The sequence below is a fragment of the Patiriisocius hiemis genome (genome assembly GCF_031846325.1).
Lineage (GTDB): Bacteria > Bacteroidota > Bacteroidia > Flavobacteriales > Flavobacteriaceae > Patiriisocius_A > Patiriisocius_A hiemis.
Genome location: NZ_JAVRHZ010000005.1, coordinates 87,192 through 104,674 on the forward strand (window position 1 = coordinate 87,192; position 17,483 = coordinate 104,674).

The 17,483-nt window shown below is 33.8% G+C and carries 14 protein-coding genes and 1 tRNA gene; 3 read left to right on the top strand and 12 right to left on the bottom strand.

What is annotated here, in order from left to right; all coding sequences use genetic code 11:
* Positions 1-230: 230 nt before the first annotated feature.
* Together RM538_RS09370 and RM538_RS09375 are read left to right on the top strand one after the other, a co-directional pair.
* Positions 231-1,115, top strand: coding sequence for a hypothetical protein (locus RM538_RS09370; RefSeq protein WP_311333167.1), 885 nt, complete (start codon positions 231-233; stop codon positions 1,113-1,115).
* Between the two features lie 210 nt (positions 1,116-1,325).
* On the top strand, positions 1,326-1,829 hold the full coding sequence (locus RM538_RS09375) for a hypothetical protein (RefSeq protein WP_311333168.1): 504 nt from the start codon (positions 1,326-1,328) through the stop codon (positions 1,827-1,829).
* Positions 1,830-2,098: 269 nt separating this feature from the next.
* On the opposite strand, the gene RM538_RS09380 is transcribed toward RM538_RS09375, so the two are convergent.
* The 9 genes from RM538_RS09380 to RM538_RS09420 form a co-directional block, all read right to left on the bottom strand.
* On the bottom strand, positions 2,099-2,770 hold the full coding sequence (locus RM538_RS09380) for a hypothetical protein (protein WP_311333169.1): 672 nt from the start codon (positions 2,768-2,770) through the stop codon (positions 2,099-2,101).
* A complete protein-coding gene (locus RM538_RS09385) occupies positions 2,767-4,386 on the bottom strand; it encodes a tyrosine-type recombinase/integrase (protein WP_311333170.1) in 1,620 nt (539 codons plus the stop codon). The genes RM538_RS09380 and RM538_RS09385 overlap by 4 nt, the downstream gene beginning before the upstream one ends.
* Before the next feature lie 55 nt (positions 4,387-4,441).
* Positions 4,442-4,514, bottom strand: a tRNA-Met gene (locus tag RM538_RS09390).
* Between the two features lie 58 nt (positions 4,515-4,572).
* Positions 4,573-4,938, bottom strand: a complete 366-nt coding sequence (locus tag RM538_RS09395) for a SpoIIAA family protein (RefSeq protein ID WP_311333171.1) — start codon at positions 4,936-4,938, stop codon at positions 4,573-4,575.
* Positions 4,939-4,983: 45 nt separating this feature from the next.
* The gene (locus tag RM538_RS09400; protein ID WP_311333172.1) at positions 4,984-5,160 is read right to left on the bottom strand and encodes a CPXCG motif-containing cysteine-rich protein; all 177 of its coding nucleotides are present in this window, start codon (positions 5,158-5,160) and stop codon (positions 4,984-4,986) included.
* Positions 5,160-6,518, bottom strand: a complete 1,359-nt coding sequence (locus tag RM538_RS09405; protein WP_432279803.1) for a TolC family protein — start codon at positions 6,516-6,518, stop codon at positions 5,160-5,162. The genes RM538_RS09400 and RM538_RS09405 overlap by 1 nt, the downstream gene beginning before the upstream one ends.
* Before the next feature lie 3 nt (positions 6,519-6,521).
* Positions 6,522-9,776 (bottom strand): efflux RND transporter permease subunit, encoded by a 3,255-nt coding sequence (locus RM538_RS09410; RefSeq protein ID WP_311333173.1) that lies wholly within the window; start codon positions 9,774-9,776, stop codon positions 6,522-6,524.
* Positions 9,777-9,781: 5 nt separating this feature from the next.
* Positions 9,782-10,930, bottom strand: coding sequence for an efflux RND transporter periplasmic adaptor subunit (locus RM538_RS09415; protein WP_311333174.1), 1,149 nt, complete (start codon positions 10,928-10,930; stop codon positions 9,782-9,784).
* 101 nt (positions 10,931-11,031) lie between these two features.
* The gene (locus tag RM538_RS09420; protein ID WP_311333175.1) at positions 11,032-12,939 is read right to left on the bottom strand and encodes an ABC-F family ATP-binding cassette domain-containing protein; all 1,908 of its coding nucleotides are present in this window, start codon (positions 12,937-12,939) and stop codon (positions 11,032-11,034) included.
* Between the two features lie 399 nt (positions 12,940-13,338).
* Between RM538_RS09420 and RM538_RS09425 the strand changes: the two genes are divergently transcribed.
* Positions 13,339-13,710 carry a DUF983 domain-containing protein gene (locus RM538_RS09425; RefSeq protein WP_311333176.1) on the top strand — a complete coding sequence of 124 codons (372 nt, stop codon included), beginning with the start codon at positions 13,339-13,341 and terminating at the stop codon, positions 13,708-13,710.
* A gap of 138 nt (positions 13,711-13,848) precedes the next feature.
* Here RM538_RS09425 and RM538_RS09430 read toward each other — a convergent pair whose 3' ends face one another.
* The 3 genes from RM538_RS09430 to porM all read right to left on the bottom strand — a co-directional run bounded on the left by RM538_RS09430 (position 13,849) and on the right by porM (position 17,471).
* Complete coding sequence (locus RM538_RS09430) at positions 13,849-14,892, bottom strand: NAD(P)/FAD-dependent oxidoreductase (RefSeq protein WP_311333177.1); 1,044 nt, start codon at positions 14,890-14,892, stop codon at positions 13,849-13,851.
* Between the two features lie 83 nt (positions 14,893-14,975).
* Positions 14,976-15,878 (bottom strand): type IX secretion system ring subunit PorN/GldN, encoded by a 903-nt coding sequence (gene porN, locus RM538_RS09435; RefSeq protein WP_311333178.1) that lies wholly within the window; start codon positions 15,876-15,878, stop codon positions 14,976-14,978.
* A 21-nt stretch (positions 15,879-15,899) separates the two neighbouring features.
* Complete coding sequence (gene porM, locus RM538_RS09440) at positions 15,900-17,471, bottom strand: type IX secretion system motor protein PorM/GldM (RefSeq protein WP_311333179.1); 1,572 nt, start codon at positions 17,469-17,471, stop codon at positions 15,900-15,902.
* Between the last annotated feature and the right edge of the window lie 12 nt (positions 17,472-17,483).

Genomic DNA, 17,483 nt, shown 5'->3' on the forward strand with positions numbered 1-17,483 from the left:
CCAACACACAAGCCAAAAATTGCAAAAGAGTATGTCTTTGCCAACGCTACAAACTGAACGAAAAAAGTACGAAAACACAACAACGTGTATAATTAATTGCTTATTTATTAACTATTTACGAAAGTTTTCGCAGACTTCAAATATAGTTTTTATTTACTAAATTCCGTGCTTAAAACACGCAACTAATCATACACAAAACCGTTAGGCAACATTTAAAACCAAAACCGAAAATGCACGCTATTGACCAACTAAAAGAACTTGATTTAAGTGAATATCCAATTGCGGAATTAGACAAATTGCTGACAAGTTTAGGTCCTTTAGGAATTATGCTTACCGATTATCACAAAACACCAGAAGGTCAATACTCAAAGGAAATAGAGCGAGCAGTAAACAATACAAAAGAAGAACCTGAATTTAATAAGGTTTCACGCATTTCATTTAAACCTGCAGAATTTAATTCGAACTATTTGAGAGCGAGTACACCAAAAAATACTATGTTTTATGGTGCTGTAATTTCAGAAAAAGATTTTGACAAGGAAGAAATGAAGTATCCTAGAATTGTTGGCACTTCAGAGATTTCTAGTTTAATGAGAAACTCTGATGTAATCGAAGGTTGGAGCCGTTTGACGTATGGAAATTGGGAAGTTATTGAAGGTATCTCGTTGGCAACGATTATTGACCCAACGATTGAGTATGAACATCCTTATTTGAATAGTTTGAGAAATCAATATGTGGAATTTTTGAAAGAAATACCAAAAGATGTTAGGGAGAACACAATTAAATGTCTTAAGTTTTTATCAGCGGAATTTTCCAAATATGTTTCAGGTGGTAATAATCACGAATATTTAATTTCATCAAAATTCACGGAGATTTTCACAAAAACCTCTAATTATGACGGAGTTGTTTATCCAAGTGTCCAATCAAAAGGTTATGGATTATGTGTTGCGATTCACCCAAGAGCAATGAGCAAATTAAAACTAACTAAAGTTTTACAATGTAAACTGACCAAAAAAGTCGGAGAAGACGGAGAAAACAATTTTCAACTTTTGAATGAAAAACATTGTCTAGTTGAGGATGGTGCTGAAACATTTGAATTAAAAGAAATAGATAAATAAAAACGTTGCCTAACACCGTATATAGCTCATAGCTAATTAGTTGCTTAAACGAAGTTAAGGCATATTTGGAAAGTCGTCAAATTTTTAAATTTGACGATTTCCAATAAAAAAGATAAATAGTAAAATTTAAAAATCTGGCTTGTGTTTAATCCGAAAATAATTTTCTAATTTGCACGCTACGAGCCATATACAAAACCGTTGTGCATAATTATGAAAAAAACGATATTAATAATATTTGTCTTACTGATTTCTATTAAATCTTTCGCTTGTAGTTGCGAATGTACAGGCGATTGCTCGTTTAGTGCGATATCGGATAATCAAAACTTTGTTGCTTTGATTAAGGTAATCGAATACACCGACTTTTTAGAAGATGAGATTTACGGTTACGATGGTAAAATGCCATATTCAATGACAGTAGAAATTGTGAAAAAATATAAAGGATCGGAATCAAAAAAACGAATAAAAATTTGGGGCGATAACGGAATTCTATGCCGACCATACATCTCGAATTTCGAAGTTGGAAAATATTATCTGATTGCACCGAGCATCATTGAGAATGACTCTCAAACTGGAAAAGCAAATGATTACGATTTTTTTGCGTGTTGGACGGATTATCTCGAAGTCGATTACGAAAAGCAAATCGCGTACGGAAAATACTCGTGGTGGCGAAAAGAAATTAGCCTTGAAAAGTTCGAAAGAAAACTGGAAAAATAACTATGCACAACAACGTATAAAAAACATAAGCCTGTATAGTATAAATATTTTTCCTTCTAGACAGTTGCAACTGCAAAATTATTAATTATCACTCCTTTTTTAGTTTTCGTTTTGTCCGTTGCAACCGTACCGTTGCAACGGTTACACTTTCTTACTGTTTAATTAACTTCTGTAGTACGTCTTTCTATTGCTATTATTGACTTCACACCTATCTATTGTACCATTGCAATGCGGTTGCAACCGTACGGTTGCGGAATTGGTAAACTTAATTACTGTTTTATATGGAATACTGTTTTTAATAGGAAACGCTCTGCTTCTTTATCTGTAATTAATTGCTCTTTTTCTGTATTAGTATTACCCGTTGCAACGGCTGGTTGAGTTTCGGTTGCAACCAAAGGTTTATTTTCTGCAATTGCTTCTAAAAAAGAATAGCCTTCTGAAAAGCTAGGTACATCAAAAACATCAAATGGTTTTAATTCTTGATATTTAAATATATCTTTAATTGTTGTTGAATACTTAACAAAAGCATTTCGTTGTATCTCAAACATTCTTACTAAAAGCTCTACGTTTTCTGTCATCAACTTATCCACATTATCTAAGAGCAAATTGGAATAAAAGCAGGACATATTTGCCCATTGCATGTGTCTATCTAATACTATTTTAAAGTTCTCTTCTTTTAATTCATCTCTAATTGAAGTTAACTTCAAAAGGTTACTTTCTAAATGATTCTTTTTGTTAATCACCTTTTGAAATGTTTCTTTTTCATCTACTATAGCTATTTCTAGACCTTCTTTAAAGTAAATAACCTTGTTTAGGTAAGATTCCATAGGAATATCAAACAAATAGCTTACAACCTCTGTATTGTCGGCTATAATATAAAAGAACATATCGGTTGCAACGGCATGTACTAATTCCCAATGTATGGTTTCTAAATCTTTCATAACATATCTGAATAATCTTCTGGTAGTTCGGCGTCTATCTGTCTGAGGTATTTCTCTAAAGCGGTCATAGTGGTATGTCCTGTAATTAGCATGAGTTTACTCTTTGCAGCATAGGGAGCGTGTTCTTTTATGAGTTGTCTATACAACTTGGTGACATAGGTATGTCTAAAACTATAGAGTCCATAGTTCTCATCAAAGTCAAAGGTGTCTTTTACTACTTTCTTAAAGCGTTTTGAGAAATAGTCTCTTCTGCTTTCTACCGTTGCAACCCACTCTTTTCCTAGTCCTTCAGGGGTAAATAGTACGTTTTCTTTTTTTAGGTGGCTTATATCTCCTAAATCGTCCAACAGGAGTTGTGGTATCATTTTAATTTTATGTGCTTTGTTCTTGGCTTGGAAGTGTAGTGTTTTATTGTTTAGGTCTATATCTTTTACTTTCAGCCTACAAACTTCAATAGGACGTAAAAAGGCATAGGAAATACATTTTATGTATAGTAGAAGTACAGGGTCTTTTGTTTCTAGATACTTAAATATGCGTTCTTGTTCTTCTAGGGTATATCTTCTATTGCGTTTGGGTATTGATTTTAGTTTGGATATTTTCTTAAAGTAGTTTTCTGTGACTACTTCATTTTCTTTTAGTACTTCAAAAAGGCTACTTAGGTTTACTTTGTGGTTGTTTCTGTTTCTTGCACTACTTCTGCTTGCTATACTATTAAGATAAGCAATGCAGGTCATTCTATTAATATCTGAAGCCTGTTGCAACTCGCTCTTATGTATTTTAAGCCATTCAATAAAAGTATTTGCGCTAGAGGTATAGTCTCTTAGTGTTCTAGGGCTTATCACTTGCTTTTTAAGTGATAGTGCAAATGCCATTTCTTCTTTAAGTTTAGGTGTAGTATTCCCCGTTGCAACGGAAGTTGGTTGAGCCGTTGCAATCGGGGGTGTTTTTTTAGGTGTATTTATTTGTGATTTATCTTCACCTCCTACTATTTCTGGGTTTTCAGAGGTTGCACTAGTTGCTTTTACCGTTGCAACGGTACTTGATATATCCGTTGCAACGACTGTTGAATTTTTGATTGAAGTAGGTATTTCTTCTATTGAGGATTCATCATCTACATTAGATTCTGGTTGCAACCTATCGGGTTGCTCGTTGCAACTGGCTAGATTGGTGTCTAGTCCTGCATGGTCTTTGGGTGTTTCAGTTCCGTCAAAGTAGGAACTATAGGGTATTTCTTCTTCATTTCCTTTTTGGATGGATTGCAACCTACGACGTTGCTCGTTGCAACTGGATAGGTTGGTGTGTAATTCACTATTATCTTCAAAAGGGCTATAGCCTTTTTTAAGTAATCGTATTAAGTTTATACGATAGCACGTTAAAACAGTCATTCTATCTTCTCTAGTATCAAACTTATTGGCAATACCGTATATATTTTTCATTCGTTGCAACTTACCCGTTGCAGGGTTGCGAAAAGAAAAATAAACATACCAGCGTTTTGATAAATCGCCTTTTGCAGAATAGATTTTAGGAGTGGAAAATTGCTTTTTGTGTTCCAAAGTGTGTTCTAAATCGTGTTCAATTTGATTCTCTAAGGTAACAAAATCATAAATAATAGACATAAAAAAAACGGTTTAGTCGAAACCAAACCGTTTATTTTAAAGCATTTAAGCGTAGTAGCGGGAACTGGACTCGAACCAGTGACCTTCGGGTTATGAGCCCGACGAGCTACCTACTGCTCTATCCCGCGATATAGACCGCAAAGATACGAACCTTTTTAGAGTTTACAATAGTAAAGTTTAAGAAATTTATTTAGAATCTGTTTCAGCAATCCAAGAAATTGCTTGTAATCTATCTTTTATTTTAAAACTTCTTACAGAAGTGCTTAAAAATAAATTATCTAGAAAACAACAAAGGTGAATCCAGTTTTTATCACTCACAATTGCAATCTTATTAATTTTTTTTGAATTTCTAATTTTGAAAGCGCAATTTGATATCACAGAACGTATTCTATAGTCAACAATAGAAGCATCTTCCATGTAAAGATTTACTTTATTATGTCCTTTAAACCTCTCAAAGACTTGCTTTTTAAGATTTCGATTGGTTTTTTCATCCAAAACGCCATCAATTAAAAAGCCTATTGTATTATCCGAAAAACTAAAAGAGGCTAACATATTATTATTATTTTAACACAAAAATTACAATAAAGATACTTATTATCAAATTTTATTTACAATAATTAACTTAATACTGTTTTTTTTAGAATATACAATAATTTCGATTGGATTGCAACAAACTTCGCAATCTTCTATGTACGTTTGATGGCTTATAGATAAATCAAATAACATTGAAATCTGTTCCCAACAGTATGGACATTGAAAAAAATGTTCTTCCACTAAAAATCTGTATTTAATAATTGGCCTGTGAGACGCAGTAATTCAAGCTCAGCAAGCTTGGCATCATACTTTGCTAAGTTTTTACTTGTCTCTGCATTTATTAAGTTTATTTGAGCTTGTCTAAACTCGATGGAGCTTATTTGACCAAGCTTTAATCGTTCTTGGGAACGTTCTAAATTATTTTTATTAGTAACTACATTTTGCTCTTGTATGTTATATATCTCTAACAAATTCTCGTATGTCCCCTTTGCATTAGCAATATCGCGATTTACTTCTAACTCAAATTGTTTACGTTGCAGTTCTTGAGAGTCATATAATATTTTAGCATTTTTTAAACCAACAATACTCCCTCCTCCATCAAAGAGGTTCCAAGTGAGATTTGCTCCAAGGGTTAAATTCTCGCCTTGAGAAATAGAACCAGGAAAAAATGCAGAAGCAGGACTATTAATCCTATTCCACCCATAGCTACCAGTTAACCCAATTGTAGGTAACAACAATGACTTAGCAGATTTTATTGCATAATCGCTAACCTTCATCTGGCTTTCACTTTGCAATAAAGTAACGTTATTTTCTTTACTATTTGCCACATAGCCTTCTAACTGTAATTTGTTAGTAAAGCTTACAAGTGTATCCACTTTAAAACTAGCGTTTAAATCTCTATTTAAAACTACATTTAAGTCTCTCTTTGCATTAGCTAATTGTTGTTTTGCATTTAATACATTAACACTATCTGTTACTACATCAACTTCAGCTTGAAGAACTTCTAGTTTTGAATTTTGCCCATATTCAAATTGGTATTGTGCTCTAGTAACACGTTCTTTGGACACTCGTAATGCTTGTTCTAACACTACTACATTTTCAGTCTGCCTAGCTACTTCATAATACACAGAAAAAAGTTGTAGCATTGTGTTTTCAATAGTTTCTCTTACTTGTAATTCGGTTAGATTATATTGTTCTTTTAATTGTTTATAATCATAGTACCTACCTAAACCATCAAAAAGTACATAATTTACATTAATGCCTGCGTTATATCTTTGTGTTTCTGCATCTTCGATAACAACATCTGGTCTTGGATTTCCATCTTCATCTAAAGACCCCGGAAAGGATCTACGGTCACTAGCATTGTCGTATTGTGCACTTGCTGTTCCTACAACTGTTGGCAAATACCCAGAATTTAAAATACTCTTGTTATTTGATGCAATTTCCAATTCATTTTGTGCTAATTGAATCCCGAAATTATTTTGAAGCATTTCTGAAATAGCTTCAGATTTTGAAAGTACATTTTGCGCAATAGATTGCTGAAGCATTCCTAACAGGGACACTAAACATAGAAAGCTTTTAAATCTTATGTAACTCATAATCTATTTATATGAATTTTTTTGAACAGAAAGCACAGGTTCTAACGAAGGTTCTTGGCCATGTGCTTTCTCTTCTTTTTGTTCTTTTATAGCCCTTTCAACCTCTTCCTTTTCAATTTTTCCACCTGTTGCAAGCCATTTAACCCAAACCTTTATAGTATTACTAAAACTTAAAAATAATGGTAGTAATACCAAAGTTAAGACTGTTGCAAATCCAATTCCATAGGCAATAGAAATTGCCATAGGTATTAAAAATTGTGCCTGTCTACTTTCTTCAAAAATTAGTGGAGCAAGTCCTGCAATAGTAGTTAGAGAAGTTAAGAAAATAGCTCTAAAACGTGATCTACCTGCCTCATAAATTGCATCATCAAAGTTCATTCCCTCTCGTAAATTACTATTAAACTTACCTATTAAAACCAATCCATCATTAACCATAATACCAATGAGAGCAATAATCCCTAGCATAGATAATATGTTTACTGGAAAACCATGAACCCAATGCCCCCAAGCAACCGCAGGTAATGAAAATGGGACTAATAAAATTAAAAGCAAAGGTTGGCTATAGCTTCTAAAAGTAAAAGCTATTGTAACATATATAAGCAACAACACGATACCTCCTACTGGACCAAGAGAGTTTGTTAATTTATTGGCTTCTCTATTTTGCCCTTCATAAGAAGGTGTAACGGAAGGGTACTTTGAGAGTATATCTGGCATTACATCATTTTGTATGGTAGCCATCATATCTGTTGCACTAGTAGTCTCAACATTTTTAATATCTGCTGTAATTTGTATTTCTCTCCTTCCATCTAAGTGATTTATTGCAACATCTCCTCGCTCAATACTATAAGCTGCTATTTCACTTAAAGGAACACGTTGTCCAGAAGGTGTGGTAATACGCATATCGTCTAGATTCTTAAGCGAAGAACGATTTTCCCTGTCGTACCTAACCCAAACCCTTATTTCATCTTCACCTCGCTGAAAACGTTGCGCTTGAGCTCCAAAAAATCCTGCACGAACTTGAGACATTATAGTTTGCAAGTTAAGCCCTAGCGCATAGGCATTGTCCTTAAGCTCTAATCTAACTTCCTTTATTCCAGCTGGGTCGTTATCTGCAACATCCTTAAGCAATTGGTTACTCTCCAAATACTCTTTTAATTCTTGTTTTACAGCTTTTAATTCAGAGATATTGTTACCCAAAAGTGATACTGCAACCGGACTCCCTCCAAAATTTCCTCCGCCTCCGTAAACTAAACTTTCTGCTCCATAAACAGGACCTACCTTTTCTTTTATCATATTTCCAACTAGGTTGGAACTTATTTCGTTTGGTCTATCTTCTCCAGGCAGTAAGTTAATTGATAAAGAAGCTGTTGCAGACCCGGGGCCAATATTCTTAATAATATTTTCAAAAAGCATTGTATCTAAGACAGCCTCATATTTTTGCGTGAGTTCATCATTTACTTCCCAGGCTTTTTCTTCAATAAGTGATATTATACTGTCTGTAGTTCTTTCATTAGTTCCATTTGGCATATTCAAATTAATAGAAACTCGATCACTAGCTATCTGTGGAAAAAAAGCTCCTCTAATAATTCCGCCCTGAAAACTTCCAAGCGTTAGTAAAACAAAAACTATAAATAATGAAAAAGTGAAGATTTTATTTTTTAGAGCGAACCTTAAAACTGGACTATATAAATTATCTCTTAACCAACGCATTATCTTATCACCGAAAGTATTAATGTACCTAAGCTTAGAAAATAACTTACCAATAGTTGTTTTTGGAGTTTTTCCCTGTGCCCTAAGAGCTTTTGAATGTGCTAAGTGGGCTGGTAAAATAATTAATGCCTCTATAAGCGAAACAGCAAGCGTTAAAATTACAATAACAGACACTTCCCCAAAAAAGTCTCCAATACGACCATCGAGAAATAAAAAGATAGAAAATGCTAAGATAGTTGTTATAATAGCCGATAAAATAGGAGGAATTACCTCCATAGTTCCATCTATAGCCGCTTGTACTGGCGTTTTTCCTTTTTCATAATGCTGATAAATATTTTCTGCAATTACAATCCCATCATCTACCAGAATACCAATTACAATAATCATCCCGAACAACGATAACACATTAATGGTTACATTAAAATAGGGTGCTAGCATAAACATTCCTAAAAAAGCGACTGGCAGTCCAAAAGCCACCCAAAATGCTAATCGAGTATTTAGGAACAGGGACAAAAATATTAAAACTAATAGCATCCCAATTACAGCATTTTCGGTAAGGAGTTTAGTTCTTTGAACTAAGGTAGTTGAAGAGTCACTTACAATATCTAATTGGACAGCTGTGTATTTTTGATTAAAGGTTTTAATGTATTCTTTTGCGCTTTCTGCTGAAGAGATTAAGTCTTCAGTATTTGTACTTGTGATGGTTACATTTACTGAAACGTTTCCATTAAAATAACTCGCGTTGGGAGTTTCAGAAAAACGATCACGAACATCGGCAACGTCTTTTAAATAAATTGTCTGTCCTGAAGCTAATGTTATTAGGGGAGTATTTCCTAGCTCCTGAGCATAATACGACCTATTATTTGCTCTAATTAAATACTCTTCAGCATCTGTTTTAATAGTTCCTCCGGTTGTTAATAAACTACTGTTGTTTACAGCTTGTGAAACTTGAGCAAAACTTAAATTATAAGCCAATAATTGGTCTTCATTTATAGCTATTTCTATTTCTTCATCTGGATACCCACTTATAGCTACTTGAGAAATACCTTCAATACCTCTTAAATCGTTTTCAACCTCTCTACTTATTTGCTTTAAGGTAGTTAGTGGAACATTATCTCCACTTATTGAAAAAGAAATAGTTTGTCGTATAGCCTCCTGTTTTGCCACTACAAGTGGCTCCATGCCAGAGGGAAACGTTGGAACTCTATCTACTGCATTTTTAACTTCAAGCAGCATAAAGTCAATATCTTTTCCTTTTTCAATTTCAACATTAATAGTACCGCTATTTTCTCTAGAAGTTGATGTTACTCTTTCTACTCCATCCAGCCCTTTTAAATTGTCTTCAACCTTTAAAACAATTCCTTCTTCTACTTCTTGAGGCGAGGCTCCAGGGTAAGTAATACTAATATTTATGTTTTTAGAATCTACAAGTGGAAAAAAAGAAGACTTTAAAGAAAGTGCACCTATAATTCCTAAAAGAAAGAAAGCAATAACCACTACATTTACTGCAACATGATATTTAATAAAGTAAGCTATTAATTTACGCATTGTGATTACTCGCTTTTAGACGCTTCTGTTTCTTGGTTTACTTTCTCTTCGCTATAAACTTTAACCAACATTCCAGCATATCCACCAGTTATTGGTTTTGACACTATAATCTCTCCTTCTGGCACATCTTTTATCACAGCTTGAGTATCTGAAAAATAAACAGGAGTTACCTTAATGGTGCTTAGAAGGCTATCTTTAACAACAAAAATTTCATTTCCGTTTTGCAACAGACTTCTATCTATAGCAATTGCATTGTCTTCATTTTTTGCAGTTACATTGGCTTCTAGATACATCCCTTCTTTTAAGGTGTCATCTTTAACTTCAATAAACACTTTTACAGATTGAGTGGCTTGATCTATTTTACCATTTACTCGCGTAACAGTACCTGTATAATTTTTTGTTTTTTCAAGATTTTGAAGTGCAACTTTTTCACCTATTTTAAGTAAGTCACTATATTCTTTACCAATCGAAACCTCCATCTCATACACACTACCATCAATAAATTCTCCTAATTTTTGTCCTCCAGAAATAAGAGTTCCTTCGGTTACTAACGCCTCTGTAAGTATTCCTGAAAAAGGAGCTGTAATTCTATATTTTCCTAGGCGTTGTTCTAGATTTTTTATATTGTAGTAAGAGGTTACAATCCCTCTGTTATTAATAAAATACTTTTCTTTTTCTGAAGTCATCTCTGGTAATGCAGGTAATGACTTGTCAATATTTAAGTTATTGAGATAGGATTGCCATTTTGGGAATGCCTCAGGGTAATCTAACCTTAAATCTGGCATTATAGAAGTAATAGAATTGTAAAAATTACTTTTTGCAGATTGAACTGACGCATAATATTCTGATGCATCAATGGCTATTAATGTTTGCCCTTTTCTATATTCTTGTCCAGGTTTAAAAAGTTTACTTCCTTGCCTAAAGACACCTTGTACTTCAGAAAACAACTCGATGCGTCGCTTGGCTATTAGATTTCCATTTGCAGGGATTACAATTGGGACAGATGTATTTTTTACGGTATCTACAAAAACTGTTTTAATTACTTTCTGCGCCTTAGGCTTTATCTTTTGTTTACTATCTGCAATAAGTTGAGAGCCAAAAAAAGCAGCTACAATTAAAACAGCTGCTAATATGTAAAGTATAATTTTCCGCATAGGCGTTTTGCTAATTAAAGTAAAGCACAAAGCTATTTACATTATGAATGCGAAGGAGTTAAAGAAGTCCTAAATTAAAACTTAGAAACAATAAACTAATATTACTGTAATTTTTCAAAAGTAACCTCCCATTCTTTCATGAGTTTTTGGAGCGTATCTTTCTTTTGCTGATAACTATCAAAAAAGTTGGGTTGAGCAATTGTTTCTTCATAATTAATCTGAAGCTCAACATCTATTTCTTTAATTTCTTTTTCTAGTTTATTAATAGCTGCTTCTGTTTTGCTCAATTTATTTTGGAGTGATTTCTGTCTTTTTTGAGCTTCGTAAGATTCTTTCCCAGAAGGTTTTTCTTCTTTAACTTTCTTTTCGTCTATTGTTTTCTTTTCAGCTTCACGTAAATTTTGAAGGTTGCGTTGTTCCAAGAAATAATCTATATCTCCAAGGTATTCTTTTATTTTTCGGTCTTTAAACTCGTAAACTTTATTTGTTAGCCCTTGTAAAAAATCCCTGTCATGTGAAACCAGTATTAGCGTCCCTGAAAAATTATTTAATGCTTCTTTTAATACATTTTTAGATTTAATATCAAGGTGATTGGTAGGCTCATCCATTACCAAAACATTAAATGGCTGCAATAGTAATTTTGCTAACGCCAGTCTATTACGCTCTCCTCCTGAAAGCACTCTAACGTATTTATCAACCTCTTCTCCTCTAAATAAAAAAGCACCTAAAATATCGCGTACTCTAGGACGGGTTTTTTCGTCAGCTGCATCTAGCATGGTATCCTCTACTGTTTTGGAACCATCTAGATAGTCTGCCTGATTTTGAGCAAAGTATCCAATCTGTACATTATGACCTAGCTCAATACTTCCTTCAAAATCAACTTCTCCAACAATCATTTTTGCTAAGGTAGATTTTCCTTGTCCGTTTTGACCTACAAAAGCTGTTTTGCTATCCCTTTCAATTAGTAAATCTACTTGGTTTAAAACTTCTTTTTCACCATAGCTTTTTGAAGCATCCTCAGCAGTAATTACAACTTTACCTGGAGTAACAGAAACTGGAAACCGAAGCGTCATCACACTAGTATCATCTTCGTCAACTTCAATTTTATCCATCTTATCCAACTTCTTGATAAGCGATTGCGCCATAGTTGCTTTGCTAGCCTTAGCTCTAAATTTTTCAATTAAACGCTCTGTTTGGTCTATTTGCTTTTGTTGGTTTTTTTGTGCTGCTAACTGTTGTTCTCTCAGCTCTTTTCTTAATACCAAATACTTTGAGTATGGCTTGGGGTAATCATAGATTTTTCCTAGCGAAATTTCAATTGTCCTGTTAGTTACATTGTCTAGAAACATCTTATCGTGAGATACCAACACTACTGCGCCAGGGTAGCCTTTTAAAAACTCTTCTAACCATAAAATACTTTCAATATCTAAGTGGTTGGTGGGCTCATCGAGTAATAGTATGTCGTTATTTTGAAGTAATAATTTTGCCAACTCTATTCGCATACGCCATCCACCAGAGAAGGTTTCGGTTACTTTATTAAAGTCTTCTCGTTGAAACCCTAAACCTTGTAAAATTCGTTCTGTCTCTCCTTGATAATTATAGCCTCCATGAATCTCATATTGTTGCTGCACTTCGTTTAAATCAATCATTAATTGATTATAACTTTCACTTTCGTAGTCAGTTCTCTCAGCGAGTTGTGTGTTAATATCTTCAAGTTGTTTTTCTAGTTCTTTAATAAGCGTAAATGCTTCATACGATTCTTCAAGAACAGTTCTTCCTTTTGTAAAATCAATATCCTGTTTTAAGAACCCAATGGACACTTCCTTATCCATTGCAATTTGCCCTTCGTCATACTCCTGTTCACCAGAAATAATTCTAAGCATAGTAGATTTTCCAGCACCATTTTTACCTACTAAACCTACACGATTTCCAGGTGTTAATTGAAACGTAATCCCTTCAAATAAGTATTCTCCTTGAAATGAAACCGAAAGGTTATGAATGTTAAGCATGCCTATTATAAAAGTTTATAGAAAGATGTTAAAATACAATGCAAATATCCTTATTTTCTTCTGAAAGCAAATTACTTTTGAGGTATAATTTAGATTGATGTTATTAAAAGTAATGGTCTTTTAATTAATTTTATCCATTCATTTTCTTTGCTTGTCCAAAGAAACCGAATCAAAAGAAAAGACATCTTTTCAGAGGAATTTTCCATCCTTAATTAGCGGGATTAAAACCATTTGACAAACTCTGCGTCGTTCCGAGTTTTTTCGAAACTCCTGAGTCTCAGAATTTGTCTGCATCATTGTACTGAAAAGGAAACTCAAAGCTACGCTTTGATATAGTTATTTGCTTAACTAAATAATTTTAATCATTAAAAGATATCTCTGCTTTCGCAGGAAACAAATATGAAAGGCACTAAACTCTACAGTATTTTCACAGGCACTTGCCCAGTATGTCATACAGGAAAAATGTATCAATCTAAGAATGCATACAGAGTTTCTGAAACATTAAAAATGCATGAAACCTGTTCGCATTGTAATACAAAATTTAAAATTGAACCTTCATTTTTTTATGGAGCCATGTATGTAAGTTACGCTGTTGGGGTTGCTTTTGCGGTTGCAGCTTTTATTATTTCTTATTTTTTTATTGGCTTAGGAAGACTCCATACCTTTTTCTTTATAACTGGTGTTTTGCTTATATTTCTCCCTGTAATTGTTAGACTTTCTAGAAATATTTGGATTAATTTCTTTTTTAAGTTTGATAAAGACAAAGTATAAATTACAAAATCTAAGTACCAAAATCCAAGTATCAAGTTTCAAAAATTTTGCTTGTGATTGGTTTTATACCATACTCCTTACTGGCATGATGGTTTATAGTCTATGATTAGAGTACTAAACGCATCTTTCAAAACTGGATTAATTCATTCTTGAAATATCAATTTCTGAAGGCAAATCTGCTTCGTTTTCTATATAATCCACAAGAGTGGAAGCCAACCAAGGTGCTCCCATAATACCGCGCGTACCCAAACCATTTAAAAAATAATAGTTTTTAAATTCATTATGTTTCCCAACCAATGGCTTTCTATCTTTTGTAGTAGGGCGTATTCCTGTAATTTGATCTATTACCTCAAAGGGGCAAGAAATCATTTTTGATAAACTGGTAAGGATTTTCTCTTTAGCCGCTTCTGTCTTTTCAAAAGTACTTACTCCACGCTCATAAGTAGCTCCCACCTTGTAACAATCATCACCTAGCGGAATAACAAACATGCTACCCTTTAAAATACTTTTCCATTGCAACTTTGGCGCTCTAATAATTAGATACTCGCCTTTATTGGGTATTAAATACTCTTTTGAAAAGTAAGGATTATGGATTGCTGCTGCACCTTCCGAAAATATAAGCTGTCTTGCCTCAATATTTTTGTAGACAACATTAGAGGCATTATGAATAAGTTCTTGATATTGAAAAATTTCAGTAAGTAGCGCATCTTTTTTATTTAAATAGCTTCTGTAGGATTTAAATAAGAGTGCGGTATTAATTTTTCCAGAATGTATTACTTCACCAAAACCAAATGGTGCATTAATAGCGTTATTTCCATTTTTAAGAAGCTTAGTAGAAAGATAAGAAGCTAACTCTTTCTTATCGCTTGCGATTATCCAGTTATTTTGCTCTTCAATACTATTAAAAATACGGTAGACTGGAGTATTCTCTATTATTTCAACTTGTAACTTTTTTGAAAGTGATCTATAAAAAGGAATAGCAGTATCAAGCAATATAGCTCCTCTCCAAGCTGGAGTGAAGCGTTTTAAGACAACTGGATTAAATACACCACCGGAAACTAAAGTTGCTGCGTTAGCTCCTTTATCGATTACTACAAAGCTTTTATTTGCTTTTAGAAGCGCTTCACATAAACTTAACCCAGCAATTCCTAAGCCAACTATAATGTAATCTACTTTTTTCACATTGCAAAGATACGGTAGGTAGAAACAAAAATCCCTACTGTTAACCAATAGGGATTTTTATATTTATTTAAATGGGTCTTGTCTTAGTAATTCCAAAGATCAATTTCCATATTTCTAATTTGCTCTTTTATACGTTGTGACTCTAACAACTGCATTAAGGCATTGTCGTTAATATACTCATTAACGGCTCTATCTCCTTGTACGTTATCTTCTTTATACACAACACCATCAAAGCGCCTAGAGTTTAATAAATGGTCATATGAGATAGGTTGTGATGTATTTTCACGGTTGAAGGCTTTCCACTCGTGTAACACACCTCTAGCAGCTGGGAACCACACCCAAAAAAGCTCTACCTTACTATCTATATTATCATCTGGAAATGCTTTAGAACGAGCTTCATTAGCTACTGGGCAAATTCCCAAAAGACGGTAACGTAAATCACCTTGTCTTTTATCTAAATACCAGATTCCACGAACTCTCCACTCTTCTACATCGCCAGCGTCTAAGTCAAATTTACGGATGTATTGCTCATCTACTCTACCTTCTGCGTTAAATTGGTTAATACCAACCTCCGTAGTATCTGTATATTGTAAAGAAGCTCTAATATCATCTAAAGTTCTTTTTTCAGTAAAATATGAATCTGCATAAATATGTTCTATTTTTCCATTTTTGATATTTTTTACCAAAACATCGTATAAAGAACGTCTATCTGCACCAATGTTGTTAGTGTCTATAGGATAGTATAATGGGAAGTTTACACGCTCATCAAGATCTATAATCTCCCAAGTTGTCTTAGACCATAATACGTCACGGTCATCTACATATCCATACTCTAACGGGCCATCGTTATCATATTCAATTTGTGCTTCGGTCTTTTTACCAATCTCATCTGGAGTCTTGGCATTAAGAACATTTAACTGTGCTTGTACAGTAAACGCTCCTAACAAAAGAAACACACTACATAAAACAACATTTTTAAAATTCATATTTTTTAAACTTTTATCTTCTTAGTTTGTTAACTCGATAACAACCGGAGCTGTCTTAGGTAACTTAACGCTACTTCCAGATATTTTAGTATTAATATCGAAAATTTGTACTGCATCACCACGTCTAGCTCTTCCTAGCGCAGATTTTGCAGCTCCATTTAAACGTGTACCACTAACAATAACTGTTGGTTGTCCAGATACTTTAAAACTAAATCCTGTTACATTAAGGTTAAGATCAAAATCAAAATCTTTAAGCAAGGCTCCAATTGTTGAAATTTCAAGACCTTGACGTTGCATACGTACAATACCATCTTCACCACGTACAGTACCTACAGGAGCAGGAATTCCTTTAATACGGAACTCTGCATTAGAGCTTACTCGTTGTCCATCTGGTAACGTACCACTAGCTGTAATAGTTACATTATTTCCACCTTGTGGACGCATAACATATTTACTACCACTAACTTTAGAAAGACCTGTACCAGAAGCACTAACTTTATTATCTGGGATACCAGGGATAGAAACCGTCATAGGGTTATCTACACCACGATATACAACATTCATCTTATCTGCTGCAATTACAGCAGCGTTAGGCTTAGATATAGTTGCAAAACCAGTATTTACTGGAACTTCTACTCTTTCTCCACCTTCACCATACACTAAATTACCTTCAATCTTATGGTCACCAGGGCTACCTGCACCAATACTTAATACTATTTTACCACCTTGTATAGAGTATTGATCTTCAGATAGTGGTCTACCATCTAATGTAAGATTTACTTCTTGCGGAACTGTACTAGCATCTGTTCTACCTAGCACAATAGAACCATCAAAAGTCTCACCAGAATAGTAAGCTGATTTTGTAGTTTCCATTAAAGTTGAGTAGTTACTAAATGAAAGTGCTGCAGCTTGTTGTCCAGAAAGCATTTTCTGTAAAATTTCACTTTGATTTGTCTTTACATCATTTTGTAAAGAAGTCATCTTAGTTAAAGAAGCAATTAATGGGAATCCCTCATAGTGATAGTTTAACCAATCTTGTGTTGTTCCTTCATCTTTTTTAACTTTACCAGTATCAAAGTTTTCATTAATACTTTTAATGATATCTTGTGCACCAGCTACCTTTTTTGCAACAGCTGTGTCAGAAAGAATTTCTACCATACTAGTACGGTAATTATTCATTTGATTAATAAAATTTTGACCTTCTTCTTTTAGATTTTCTCCAGTAAAAAACAAATTATTAAAGTAATCTGCTTTATCCATTACCTCATAATCATTAGGGTCTTCTATTCCAGCTACAGCACCAGCTTTTAATCCTTGAATATAAGAATCAAACTCTGAAGTTATAGTAGAAATCTCATCAGCTTTTGCTTTTACAGCAGAATATTGTTCTGGCTCGTCATTAGCTTTAGTAGCTAAACCATCCATAAACGCAACATTTCTTTGCGCTGCTGCTGTATTTGCGTCACTTATTTTTTCGTTTAATAATCCAAATGCAGATAATACCTCTTTGGACATATTAAGGGCTAGCATTGCGATGAAAACCAAGTACATTAGGTTAATCATCTTTTGTCTGGGGCTTTGTCCTCCTGCCATATTATTTTCTTT

What these genes read in the sequence shown, in the direction of transcription:
- RM538_RS09405 (WP_432279803.1), bottom strand. Translation starts at nt 6,518, where the DNA reads ATGAGTTACATAAGATTTAAAAGCTTTCTATGTTTAGTGTCCCTGTTA.
- RM538_RS09415 (WP_311333174.1), bottom strand. Translation starts at nt 10,930, where the DNA reads ATGCGGAAAATTATACTTTACATATTAGCAGCTGTTTTAATTGTAGCT.
- RM538_RS09380 (WP_311333169.1), bottom strand. Translation starts at nt 2,770, where the DNA reads ATGAAAGATTTAGAAACCATACATTGGGAATTAGTACATGCCGTTGCA.
- RM538_RS09370 (WP_311333167.1), top strand. Translation starts at nt 231, where the DNA reads ATGCACGCTATTGACCAACTAAAAGAACTTGATTTAAGTGAATATCCA.
- RM538_RS09375 (WP_311333168.1), top strand. Translation starts at nt 1,326, where the DNA reads ATGAAAAAAACGATATTAATAATATTTGTCTTACTGATTTCTATTAAA.
- RM538_RS09385 (WP_311333170.1), bottom strand. Translation starts at nt 4,386, where the DNA reads ATGTCTATTATTTATGATTTTGTTACCTTAGAGAATCAAATTGAACAC.
- porN (WP_311333178.1), bottom strand. Translation starts at nt 15,878, where the DNA reads ATGAATTTTAAAAATGTTGTTTTATGTAGTGTGTTTCTTTTGTTAGGA.
- RM538_RS09395 (WP_311333171.1), bottom strand. Translation starts at nt 4,938, where the DNA reads ATGTTAGCCTCTTTTAGTTTTTCGGATAATACAATAGGCTTTTTAATT.
- RM538_RS09425 (WP_311333176.1), top strand. Translation starts at nt 13,339, where the DNA reads ATGAAAGGCACTAAACTCTACAGTATTTTCACAGGCACTTGCCCAGTA.
- RM538_RS09410 (WP_311333173.1), bottom strand. Translation starts at nt 9,776, where the DNA reads ATGCGTAAATTAATAGCTTACTTTATTAAATATCATGTTGCAGTAAAT.
- RM538_RS09420 (WP_311333175.1), bottom strand. Translation starts at nt 12,939, where the DNA reads ATGCTTAACATTCATAACCTTTCGGTTTCATTTCAAGGAGAATACTTA.
- porM (WP_311333179.1), bottom strand. Translation starts at nt 17,471, where the DNA reads ATGGCAGGAGGACAAAGCCCCAGACAAAAGATGATTAACCTAATGTAC.